Below are 11,391 nucleotides of genomic sequence, written 5' to 3'. Positions count from 1 at the left end.
ACACAATCGGAGAGGGACACGCCTCAGATCGCGAAGTGCCCGGAGCGCCAGCCCCTGGCCACCTGCAGCGCCAATTCGTCGATGCGCGCGCCGGAGCGTCGCCAGCCCCGGACCAATTGCGCCTCCATCTCCGTGCCCTCGCGCTCGACGACGACCCGCCACCGCACCCCGAGCATCTTGCCCAGTAGCCAGAACGGCCATAGCAGCAGAAACGGTGCCGCCAGCAGCAGCCCGATCAACCCGTCGAAGGCCAGGTCACCGACATCGGGGAACGGCCACCAGCTCCGGTGCACCGACCACTGCGTGCCGTTGGGGTCCGTCACGACTGCCATCCGCGGTATTTTGCCGTGCCACCATGGAGAGATGCGAGTGGTCATAGCGGGCGGGCACGGCAAGATCGCGTTGATTCTGGAACAGCTCCTGGCGGCCAGGGGCGACGCGCCGGTCGGACTGATCCGGAACCCGTCGCACGGCCCCGATCTGGAGGCGGTCGGCGCGCAGGCGGTGGTGCTGGATCTGGAGAGCAGCACGGTGGAGCAGGTCACCGAAGCGCTGCGTGGGGCCGATGCGGTGGTGTTCGCCGCCGGGGCCGGCCCGGGCAGCGGTGTGGCGCGCAAGCAGACGGTGGATCGGGACGCGGCGATCCTGCTGGCCGACGCGGCCGAGGCCGCGGGTGTGCCCCGGTATGTGATGGTGTCGGCGATGTCGGCCGATGACCGCAGCCTCGACGACGGGTACGACGAGGTCTACCTGGCCTACATCAGGGCAAAGTCCGAGGCCGACGCGAACGTGCGGGGCCGCAGCGGTCTGCACACCACCATCGTGCGCCCTGGCCGGCTCACCGACGACGCCGGCACCGGCACGGTCGAGATCGCCGAGTCCACCGGCCGCGGCGAGATCGCACGCGCCGATGTCGCGGCGGTACTGCTGGCGGTGCTGGACTCCCCCGCGTCGGCCGGCCGGACCTTCGAGGTCATCGGTGGCCGGACGCCGATCGCGGAAGCTCTCTGACTACTCCTCGTCGAGCTGAGCCGCGACGTCGTCCGGGATGTCGATATTGGTGTAGACGTCCTGCACGTCGTCGCTGTCTTCGAGCGCGTCGATCAGCTTGAGCACCTTGCGGGCGCCCTCGAGGTCCACCTGCACGCTGACCGACGGCTGGAACCCGGAGTCCGCCGAGTCGTAGTCGATACCGGCGTCCTGGAGCGCGGTGCGCACGGCCACCAGGTCGGTGGGTTCGGAGATGATCTCGAAGCTCTCGCCGAGGTCGTTGATCTCCTCGGCGCCGGCTTCCAGCACGGCGGCGAGCACGTCGTCCTCGGTGAGGCCGTTCTTGTCGAGGGTGACGACACCCTTGCGGGAGAACAGATAGGACACCGATCCCGGGTCGGCCATGTTGCCGCCGTTGCGGGTCATGGCGACGCGCACCTCGCCGGCGGCCCGGTTGCGGTTGTCGGTGAGGCATTCGATAAGCACCGCAACACCATTGGGCCCGTAGCCCTCGTAGGTGATGTTCTGCCAGTCGGCGCCGCCGGCTTCTTCGCCGCCACCGCGCTTGCGGGCGCGCTCGATGTTGTCGTTGGGCACCGACGACTTCTTGGCCTTCTGGATGGCGTCATACAGCGTCGGGTTGCCCGACGGGTCACCACCACCGGTGCGGGCGGCGACCTCGATGTTCTTGATCAGCTTGGCGAACATCTTGCCGCGCTTGGCGTCGACGACGGCCTTCTTGTGCTTTGTGGTGGCCCACTTGGAATGGCCGCTCATGCAGGTACGCCCTCTTTCTGGTCAAACGTCGACTACCCAGTCTACGGGCACCCTCATTCGTGACACCCTGCTTGGGTGGGCAAGGTTCTCATCATCGGGTCGGGATTCGCCGGTTTGTGGGCCGCCCTGGGTGCGGCGCGACGGATCGACGAGCTCGGATTGCCACCGGACTCCGTCGAGATCACGGTGCTGTCCCGTACCGCCCACCACGACATCCGGGTGCGCAACTACGAGCGGGATCTCGGTGCGTGCCGACTACCTCTCGATGGGCTGCTGGCGCCCGCCGGTGTCTCGCAGCTGCTCGGCACGGCCACCGCCATCGACGCGGACGGCCACACCGTCACCGCACGCACTTCGGACGGCACCGTCGCCGTCGACTACGACCGGCTGGTGCTGGCCGCCGGCAGCCAACTGGCGCTGCCGGACATCCCCGGTCTGCGCGACTTCGCGTTCGATGTCGACACCTACGACGGCGCAACACGATTGGGCGAGCACCTGGACTCGCTGGAACCCGACATCCCGGGCGCGGGCACGGTCGCGGTGGTGGGGGCCGGGCTGACCGGTATCGAAACGGCGTGTGAACTGCCCGCCCGGCTGACCGCGCATTTCGGGCCTGCACTGACGCCCCGGGTGCTGCTCATCGACCACAACCGGGCCGTCGGCTCCGATATGGGCGCCGCGGCGCGGCCGGTCATCGAGGAGGCACTGACCCGGTGCGGGGTCGAAGCAATCACCGGAACCGGGGTGGCCGCGGTGGCCGCCGACTCGGTGACGTTGTCCTCGGGCGCGGTGATACCGGCAGCCACCGTCATCTGGTGCGCCGGAATGCGGGCGAATCCGTTGGCCGCGCAGCTGCCCGTCACCACGGACCGGCTGGGCCGCATCCCGGTCGACGGCCTGCTGCGCGTCGAGGGGGTGCCCGACGTCTTTGCCGCAGGCGATGTGGCGGTGGTGCAGGTCGACGACGGGCATTCATCGGTGATGTCGTGTCAGCACAGCAGGCCGATGGGCCGCTACGCCGGCCACAACGTGATCAGTGATCTGGTGGGCGCACCGCTGCTGACGCTGCGGATCCCCTGGTATGTGACGGTGCTGGACCTCGGTCCGGCCGGGGCGGTGTACACCGAGGGCTGGGACCGCACGGTCAGCTCCACCGGCGCGGCGGCGAAGGCCACCAAGACGATCATCAACACCGAGCGGATCTATCCGCCGTTGACCGGCGACCGGGCCGCGCTGCTCGCCGCGGCCGCCCCCGAGGTGCAGACACCACCGGCGACCGGTCAGGACACGTCCCCGTCGACATAGCGCTGCAGGTTCGGCGCGATCGCGGCCACCAGGGCGTCCTCGCTCATCGAGGCCACCGGTTCGACCCGCCAGACATAGCGCATCATGGCCAGTCCCATGATCTGCGAGGAGATCAGTCCGCTGCGAATGCGCCGGTCCCGCTCGTCGTCGCCCACCTGCGAGGCACCCATCAGGCTGCCTTCCACGACCCTGCGCAGCTTCTCCCGCGTCGATTCCTCGTGCGCCGCGGTCAGCAGGATGGCCCGCAGTACCGGCCCTACCTCGTCGTCGGCCCAGGCGCCCAGCATGAGCCGCAGCAGCGCCCCGCCCAGTTCCGCCGGCGGCGTGGCCCAGGTGGCGGCGACGGCCTCCAGCCAGCGTGCCGGCGGGGTGGTCGCGGCGTCGAGCAGTGCCTCCTTGGAACCGAAGTAGTGGTAGATCAGCGCCGGGTCGACGTCGGCGCCACGGGCGATCGCACGCAGGGTGGTGCCGGCCCAGCCGTGCTGGGCGAACTCCTCGCGAGCGGCGGTCAGGATGCGCGCCGAGAGCACCCCGCGGTCGTCGCGCGGCCCGGGCGGCGGCTTCTTCGGCATGCCGGGAACACTACCAAGAGTTTCACGTTGCGTTGAGACTAGTTTCAACGTAGCGTGAAACTCATGACCTTGAACGGTCCCCAGACCACCGGCCGCACCTTCCGCAATCTCAGCGAGCCGGAGCATGCCATCCGCCACGACATCAACGTGGCCGTGCCGGTGCGCGACGGCATTTCGCTGATGGCCGACGTACATCGCCCCGACGGCCACGGCCGCTTCCCCGCGCTCATCGCCGCATCTCCCTACCCCCGCCAGATCCAGGATCTCGGCGCGCCGATGGGTTTTATCGAGGCCGGCAACACCGAGTTCTGGGTGTCCCGCGGCTACGTGCATGTCATCGCCAACCTCCGCGGAACCGGCGGCTCCGGTGGCGAATTCGGCTTCTTCGATGCCAATGAGCGGCGCGATATGCACGATCTGGTCGAATGGGCGGCCGCCCAGTCGTGGTGTGACGGCAATGTCGGGATGATCGGCATCAGCTATTTCGCGATGACGCAGTTGGAGGCCGCCGTCGAGCGACCCCCGCATCTCAAGGCGATCTTCCCGCTGGCGGTCACCGCGGATCTGTTCGAGGCGTCGTCCCATCACGGACTGGTGAGCTCGGCGTTCATCACACCGTTTCTGTCCATGATGGGCCTGACCGCGGCACGCGGCGACGAGTTCTGGCGCAGCCTGCCCGTGCAATTCGCCCGTAAGGTGCTCAATCTTGCTCCGCTGCACCGCAAGTTCGGCACCATGAACGGCGAGGCGGCGGTCACCATGATGCATCAGCTGCTCAAGCTGCCCCACGATCCGCACCCCTGGGACCAGCTGTGGCTCGACGTCTTCGTCAACCACCCCGTCCGCGACGAGTGGTGGGATGAGCGCGATCTCACCCCGCTGCTGTCCCACATCGATATCCCGGTCTATCTCGGATGTGACTGGGAGAACGTGCCGCTGCACCTGCCGTCGACGTTCATCGCCTGGAAAGGGCTGGCGCACAACCCCAATGTGCAGATGGGCATGCTGGACAGGTTCGGACTGACCTGGCCGTGGGAGAGCCTGCACGAGGAGGCCCTGGCGTGGTACGACCACTGGCTCAAGGGCCGCGACACCGGCATCCTCGACGGTGATCCCGTCCGCTACGCCCTGCCCGGCGCGCCGGGCTGGCGTTCCGCGCCGACCTGGCCACCGAAGGCCGACCTCCACGAGTTCGCGCTGCGGGCCGACGGCACTCTCGGGGCCGACGAAGGCGACAGCGGCGCACGACAATTCATGACGTTGGGCGCCGGAACCGGCCGGGTCAAAGCCAGCGCAATCGACCCGCCGGCGAGCCTGACCTGGACGTCGGCTCCGCTGGAGACCGAGGTGGACATCGTCGGCGAGATCGAGCTGCGGATGATCGCCTCGACCACCGCCGCCGACACGGCGTGGATCGTCACGATGCAGGACGTGGCACCCGACGGGGAGGTCACCGATGTGACGGCAGGCTGGTTGCGGGCAGGCCTGCGGGCGGTCGACGAGGCGGCCAGCACGCCCGGCGCCCCGGTGCTCCCCTGCCGGATCCCGGTCGCCGTGCCCATCGGCGCGGATGTGGAGTATCGGATCCCACTGGTGCCCAACGCGCGGCGGTTCGCCGCCGGGAACCGCATCCGGCTGGTGATCGCCGGCGACGACCAGGATCCGCAGACACCGGCCATCATGAACTTCCGGCACGCCGGGGTGGGGACCAGCAGCCGCAACACGGTGCGGTCATCGTCGCGCCTGCTGCTGCCGGTCCTCGCCAGTGTTAATTGAGCCACAGTCGGCACCGGAGTAACTTACTCCAAAGTAAGGTAGCCGCCATGACCTTCTCCCTGGAGTTGTCCTCCGACCTGCTCGACGTGCAGAAGTGGGTACACGAATTCGCCGCCGACGTCGTGCGGCCCGCCGCCGCCGAGTGGGATGAGCGCGAGGAAACCCCCTGGCCGATCATCCAGGAGGCCGCCAAGGTGGGCCTCTACTCGCTGGAGATGATGGCCGAACAAACCGCCGAACCCTCCGGCCTCGGCATGATCGTCGTCTTCGAGGAACTGTTCTGGGGCGATGCGGGTATCGCGCTGTCCATCCTGGGCACCGGACTGGCCGCAGCGTCCGTCGCCGGATCCGGCACCCCCGAGCAGATCGGTGAGTTCCTGCCCCAGATGTTCGGCACCGTCGACAAGCCCGAGGTCGCCGCGTTCTGCGCATCCGAACCCAACGCCGGCTCCGATGTCGGCTCGATCCTGACCCGGGCCCGCTATGACGAGGCCACCGACGAATGGGTGCTCAACGGCACCAAGACCTGGGCCACCAACGGCGGCATCGCCAACGTCCATGTCGTCGTGGCCTCGGTACACCCCGAACTCGGCACCCGCGGGCAGGCGTCGTTCATCATCCCGCCCGGCACAAAGGGTCTCAGCCAGGGCCAGAAGTTCCTCAAGCACGGTATCCGCGCCTCACACACCGCCGAGGTGGTCCTCGACGATGTCCGCATTCCCGGGCGCCTGATCGTCGGCGGCAAGGAGAAGTTCGACGCGAAGATCGCCAAGGTGCGCGAGGGCAAGAAGGCCGCCGGCCAGGCCGCGATGGCGACCTTCGAGCGGACCCGCCCCACCGTCGGCGCGATGGCCGTCGGCGTCTCGCGCGCGGCCTACGAGTACGCGCTCGACTACGCCTGCGAGCGTGAGCAATTCGGCCGCAAGATCGGCGATTTCCAGGGTGTCGCGTTCAAGCTGGCCGACATGAAGGCCCGCATCGACGCCGCCCGCCTGCTGGTGTACCGGGCCGGCTGGATGGCGCGCAATGGCAAGCAGTTCGAGAACGCCGAGGGGTCGATGGCCAAACTGGTGGCCAGCGAGACCGCCGTGTACGTCACCGATGAGGCCATCCAGATCCTCGGCGGCAACGGCTACACCCGCGAGTACCCCGTCGAACGGATGCACCGTGACGCAAAGATCTTCACGATCTTCGAAGGCACCAGTGAAATCCAGCGTCTGGTGATGGGCCGCGCCATCACCGGCCTGCCCATTCGCTGAAACGACTTACGCCAGAGTCAATTTCGGGGCGCGAACCTCGCAGCGGGTCGGAACACGGCCGTCACGCCGGGGAAACACGGTCGGCCTAATTTTGCCGAATGACACAGGAGATCGGCGATGAGGTGCGCCATGCGGACCTCGACACTGACCTTGATCGGCTGACTGCCACCAAGGAGACGCTGGAGGACTACACGCTGCGCTTCGCGCCGCGCAGCTACCGCAAGTGGTCCACCCGGGTGGTGGGCATCTCGGCACTCGGCGGGATCGCCTACCTCGCCGATTTCGCGATCGGCGCCAATATCGGCATCGCCTACGGGACCACCAACGCGTTGTGGGGCATTCTCATCTTCGCGGTCGTGGTGATGGTGACCGGATTCCCGCTCGCCTATTACGCGGCGCGCTACAACGTCGATCTCGACCTGATCACCCGCGGCAGCGGCTTCGGCTACTACGGCTCGGTGGTCACCAACGTCATCTTCGCGACGTTCACCTTCATCTTCTTCGCTCTCGAGGGCTCCATCATGGCGCAGGGCCTCGAGCTCGGACTCGGCATCCCGCTGTGGGTGGGTTACGCGCTGTCCACCATCGTCATCTTCCCGCTGGTCATCTACGGCATGAAAGTCCTTTCCACACTGCAGGTCTGGACCACACCGCTGTGGCTGGTGCTGATGGTCGCACCCTTCGTGTACCTGGTGATCAGCCATCCCGAATCGGTCGGGGAATTCTTCGCCTTCCAGGGTGAAAGCGGCACCGGCGGTTTCGACCTGGGCATGACGCTGCTGGCCGCCGGCGTGTGCCTGTCGCTGATCGTGCAGATCGCCGAACAGATCGATTACCTGCGCTTCATGCCGCCTCGGACACCGGAGAACAGCCGCAGCTGGTGGACGTGGATGTTCCTGGCCGGACCGGGCTGGGTGATCTTCGGCGCCATCAAACAGGTGGTCGGCCTGTTCCTGGCGGTGTACCTGATCGCCAACGTCTTCGACGGCGCAGTGGCCAGCGCGAACGAACCCGTGCACCAGTTCCTGGAGATTTACCGCAACTTCCTGCCACCCTGGCTGGCCATGACGCTGGCAGTGATCCTGGTGGTGATCAGCCAGGTCAAGATCAACGTCACCAATGCCTACTCCGGCTCGCTGGCGTGGACCAACTCGTTCACCCGCGTCACCAAGCACTACCCCGGTCGGCTGGTGTTCCTCGCGTTCAACCTGCTGATCGCGCTGATCCTGATGGAAGCCAACATGTTCGCGTTCCTGAACTCCATCCTGGGGTTCTACGCCAACTGCGGTATCGCCTGGGTTGTGGTGGTGGCCTCGGACATCGTGTTCAACAAGTACCTGTTGAAACTGTCGCCGATGCAGCCCGAGTTCCGCCGCGGCATGCTGTACGCGGTCAATCCGGTCGGTTTCGTCTCCCTGTTCGTCGCGGCCGGGGTGTCGCTGCTGACGTTCTTCGGCATGCTCGGCGAGGCCATCCGGCCGTACTCGCCGCTGGTGGCCATCGTGCTGGGCCTGGTGCTTCCGCCGATCATTGCCGTCGCCACCAGGGGCAGGTACTACCTGCGCCGCACCGATGACGGCATCGACCTGCCGATGTACGACGAACTCGGCAACCCGTCCGGAGAACACCTCAAATGCCATGTGTGCCATCACGACTACGAGCGGCCCGACATGATGAAATGCGAGACCCATGACGCGTTCGTCTGCTCGCTGTGCCTGTCGACCGACAAGGTCGCCGACCACGTGCTGCCCGCGCAGACCTAGCCCACGACGGCCCGGAGACGCCCGTCCTCCCCGGGAAAATGCGGGCGCAGCGCGGCGGCGAAGATGCGGTCGAGCGCACGGTCGGGCAGCAGCGGCAGCCAGCGGATCATCGCGGCTTCTCGGCCGACCGTATAACGCGTGCGCGGCTTGCGCGCGGTCACCGCAGTGACGATCACCTCGGCCGCGGCGTCTGCGGGTACGCCCGCCCGGGTGGACGACACCGCCTGTGCATGCACAGCCTGCACCAGTGCGCCGTAGCGGCGGCTCTGCGCGGGCGTCATGACCGACACCAGCTCGCCGGCGGTGGCAATCGCACGCCCGAGCATCTCCGTGCGCACGGCCCCCGGTTCGATTACCACCACCCCGACACCGAATGGAGCCATCTCGCGTCGCAGTGCGTCGCTGACGGCTTCGAGCGCGAACTTCGTTGCGGCATAGGGACCATAGGTGGCCATCGCGACCCGGCCGCCGACCGAGCTGATGTTGACCACCCGCCCCTTGGAACACATCAGCGCCGGCAGCAGCGTCTGGGTTACGGCCACCTGACCGAAGAGGTTGACCTCGAACATGCGTCGCCATTCGTCGATCGCGTATACCTCGATCGGCACGTTGGCCTGGATGGCGGCGTTGTTCACCAACGCCCGTACCGACCGGCCCTGCGGGTCGTCGTTCACCCGGTCGCCCAGCGCCCGGATGTGGTCCGCGTCGGTGATGTCGAGGATGACCGGCTCGATACCGGGTGCCCGGATCGCGTCGCCGTCCTGCCCGCGCCGGACACCGGCAAGGACGTGGAACCCCCGCCCGGCCAGTGCGCGTGCCGTGGCGGCGCCGATGCCGGTGGACGCTCCGGTGACCACGGCCAGCTCCCGAAGTTCAGATGACATTGTCATCTGACAGAGGCTACGCTGTCAGATGACAATGTCAACATAGGATGGGCACATGGTGACCCGCGTTGAATCCGCCGCCGCCACCCGACGCACGCTGCTCGACGACGCCGCCGCACTACTCGACAGCGGAGGCCCTGACGCCGTGACCCTGCGTGAGGTCGGCGCGCGGGCGGGCCTCAGCCGCGGTGCGCCCTACCGGCACTTCGCGAACAAGGAAACCCTGCTGACGGCGGTCGCCGCCGAGGGCTGGGAGCGCATCGGCGATCGCATGCACGCCCTGCGGACAGACTCCCGCCTCCTCCCCGCCGACACGCTGCGCAGGGCACTGCTCGGCGTCATCGAGATCAGCCGGCGCCAGCCACACCTATACCACCTGATGTTCAGCGCACCCGCGGCAGACCCCACCGCGGTGGCCCGCGCCGCACAACGCATGTGCGATGAGTTCACCCACATCGTCGCCGCGGTCGTCGGCGAACAGCACGCACAGCGCTGCGCGGCCCTACTCCTGACCGGCGCGCACGGTGCGGCAGGGCTGGAAATGAGCGGCCTGCTCAGCACCGACAAATGGCACACCACCGCAGAGGAACTCACCGACAGCCTGATCGCTGCGATCGCCCCGACCTAGCGGCCGGCCACCATGTCGACGAACATCGCGTGCACCCGCCGGTCGCCGGTCATCTCCGGGTGGAAGGAGGTGGCGAGCATCCGGCCCTGGCGTACCGCCACCGGATGACCGGCGGCGGTGGCCAGCACCTCGACCTCGGGCCCGGTCCGTTCCACCCAAGGGGCCCGGATGAAGACCGCGTGCACCGGACCGTCGATACCGGTGAACGCCAGGTCCTCCTCGAAGGAATCGACCTGACGACCGAACGCATTGCGGCGCACGGTGATGTCTATGCCACCGAGTGGTAACGCCGCGCGCCCGGGAACCCCGGCGTCCAGGATCTCCCGGGCCAGCAGGATCATTCCCGCGCACGAGCCGTAGGCGGGCATCCCGTCGCGCAACAGTCCGCGCAGCGGCTCCAGGAGCTCGAACTCGCGCAGCAGATGACTCATCGCCGTCGACTCGCCACCCGGAATGACCAGTGCGTCGACGGATTTCAGCTCGGCGAGACGCCGCACCGTGACGGCCTCGGCGCCGGCTTCGTTCAGTGCCGCCAGATGCTCACGGGTGTCGCCCTGCAGAGCGAGGACCCCGACAGCGACGCTCACTGGCCGGGTGGGGTGAAGCCACGCTGATAGCGGGTCAGCCCCTCCTGCATCACCGATGCGACCATCTCGCCGTACTGGTTGAACAGCTTGCCCTCGGTGAGCGCACGCCCGCCGCAGGCCGACGGCGAGGACTGGTCATAGAGCAGCCACTCATCGGCGCGGAACGGACGCATGAACCACATCGCGTGATCCAGCGACGCGATCATCAGATGCTTGCGCTCGTCGGGGTGATTGACCTGCGCCGAACCCAGCAGGGTCAGATCGCTCAGGTAGGCCAGCGCACAGATGTGCAGCACCGGGTCATCCGGCAGCGGATCGCGGTGGCGAAACCACACCTGCTGCTGAGAAGCCTTGCCGGGCAACAGGTTCACCTGATCACGGGGGACGATACGCACGTCCCACTCATCGAACTGACGGAAACTGGCGTCGTCGAAGACCTTCGAGTTGGTCTTGAATCCGGGAATGTCATCGGGTGCGGGCGCCGACGGCATGGCGTCCTGGTGCTCGATACCGCTCTGATCGCTCTGGAACGACGCCGACATGCTGAAGATGGTCTGCCCGTGCTGGACGACACTCACCCGGCGGGTGGCGAACGAGCCGCCGTCACGGATCCGTTCCACCAGGTACACCGACGGTGCGCGGGCGTCTCCGGGGCGCAGGAAGTAGCCGTGCAGCGAGTGCACCTGGAACTTCGGGTCCACCGTGCGCACCGCCGACACCAGCGACTGGCCCGCCACATGCCCACCGAAGGTGCGCTGCAGGAAGCCGGACTCCGGGCTGAACACCCCGCCGCGGTAGATGTCGACTTCCAGTTGCTCGAGGTCGAGGATCTCTTCGATCGACACAGGCG

12 protein-coding genes are annotated in these 11,391 nt (G+C 67.5%); 6 read left to right on the top strand and 6 right to left on the bottom strand.

Annotation, left to right across the window (positions count from 1 at the left end; all coding sequences use genetic code 11):
- Positions 1–23 precede the first annotated feature (23 nt).
- Positions 24–332 (bottom strand): hypothetical protein, encoded by a 309-nt coding sequence (locus tag C6A86_RS12240; protein ID WP_105365300.1) that lies wholly within the window; start codon positions 330–332, stop codon positions 24–26.
- 31 nt (positions 333–363) lie between these two features.
- Between C6A86_RS12240 and C6A86_RS12235 the strand changes: the two genes are divergently transcribed.
- Complete coding sequence (locus tag C6A86_RS12235) at positions 364–1,011, top strand: SDR family oxidoreductase (protein WP_105365301.1); 648 nt, start codon at positions 364–366, stop codon at positions 1,009–1,011.
- Here C6A86_RS12235 and C6A86_RS12230 read toward each other — a convergent pair whose 3' ends face one another.
- The gene (locus tag C6A86_RS12230) at positions 1,012–1,767 is read right to left on the bottom strand and encodes a YebC/PmpR family DNA-binding transcriptional regulator (protein WP_105365302.1); all 756 of its coding nucleotides are present in this window, start codon (positions 1,765–1,767) and stop codon (positions 1,012–1,014) included.
- Between the two features lie 75 nt (positions 1,768–1,842).
- Between C6A86_RS12230 and C6A86_RS12225 the strand changes: the two genes are divergently transcribed.
- Positions 1,843–3,072 (top strand): NAD(P)/FAD-dependent oxidoreductase, encoded by a 1,230-nt coding sequence (locus C6A86_RS12225; RefSeq protein ID WP_105365303.1) that lies wholly within the window; start codon positions 1,843–1,845, stop codon positions 3,070–3,072.
- Here C6A86_RS12225 and C6A86_RS12220 read toward each other — a convergent pair.
- Positions 3,048–3,644, bottom strand: a complete 597-nt coding sequence (locus C6A86_RS12220) for a TetR family transcriptional regulator (protein ID WP_105365304.1) — start codon at positions 3,642–3,644, stop codon at positions 3,048–3,050. The two genes, C6A86_RS12225 and C6A86_RS12220, sit on opposite strands and share 25 nt — an antisense overlap.
- 63 nt (positions 3,645–3,707) lie before the next feature.
- Here C6A86_RS12220 and C6A86_RS12215 point away from each other — a divergent pair, with 63 nt between their 5' ends.
- The 3 genes from C6A86_RS12215 (at position 3,708) to C6A86_RS12205 (ending at position 8,442) form a co-directional block, all read left to right on the top strand.
- Positions 3,708–5,420 carry a CocE/NonD family hydrolase gene (locus C6A86_RS12215; protein WP_105365305.1) on the top strand — a complete coding sequence of 571 codons (1,713 nt, stop codon included), beginning with the start codon at positions 3,708–3,710 and terminating at the stop codon, positions 5,418–5,420.
- 47 nt (positions 5,421–5,467) lie between these two features.
- Positions 5,468–6,679 (top strand): acyl-CoA dehydrogenase family protein, encoded by a 1,212-nt coding sequence (locus tag C6A86_RS12210; protein WP_105365306.1) that lies wholly within the window; start codon positions 5,468–5,470, stop codon positions 6,677–6,679.
- A gap of 98 nt (positions 6,680–6,777) precedes the next feature.
- A complete protein-coding gene (locus tag C6A86_RS12205; protein WP_105365307.1) occupies positions 6,778–8,442 on the top strand; it encodes a cytosine permease in 1,665 nt (554 codons plus the stop codon).
- Here the strand turns inward: C6A86_RS12205 and C6A86_RS12200 are convergent.
- Complete coding sequence (locus tag C6A86_RS12200) at positions 8,439–9,332, bottom strand: SDR family NAD(P)-dependent oxidoreductase (RefSeq protein ID WP_233213168.1); 894 nt, start codon at positions 9,330–9,332, stop codon at positions 8,439–8,441. The genes C6A86_RS12205 and C6A86_RS12200 overlap by 4 nt on opposite strands.
- Positions 9,333–9,381: 49 nt before the next feature.
- Between C6A86_RS12200 and C6A86_RS12195 the strand changes: the two genes are divergently transcribed.
- Entirely contained in the window at positions 9,382–9,954 is a 573-nt protein-coding gene (locus C6A86_RS12195) for a TetR/AcrR family transcriptional regulator (protein WP_105365309.1), read from the top strand.
- Here C6A86_RS12195 and pdxT read toward each other — a convergent pair.
- Both pdxT and tesB read right to left on the bottom strand, forming a co-directional pair.
- Positions 9,951–10,541 carry a pyridoxal 5'-phosphate synthase glutaminase subunit PdxT gene (gene pdxT / locus C6A86_RS12190; protein ID WP_105365310.1) on the bottom strand — a complete coding sequence of 197 codons (591 nt, stop codon included), beginning with the start codon at positions 10,539–10,541 and terminating at the stop codon, positions 9,951–9,953. The two genes, C6A86_RS12195 and pdxT, sit on opposite strands and share 4 nt — an antisense overlap.
- Complete coding sequence (gene tesB, locus C6A86_RS12185) at positions 10,538–11,386, bottom strand: acyl-CoA thioesterase II (RefSeq protein ID WP_105365311.1); 849 nt, start codon at positions 11,384–11,386, stop codon at positions 10,538–10,540. Before tesB ends, pdxT begins: the two co-directional genes overlap by 4 nt.
- Positions 11,387–11,391: the final 5 nt, after the last annotated feature.

The organism is Mycobacterium sp. ITM-2016-00316 (assembly GCF_002968335.2).
GTDB lineage: Bacteria > Actinomycetota > Actinomycetes > Mycobacteriales > Mycobacteriaceae > Mycobacterium.
The sequence above is the reverse complement of the archived record's forward strand: the minus strand, read 5'-3'. Positions and strand labels throughout refer to the sequence as shown.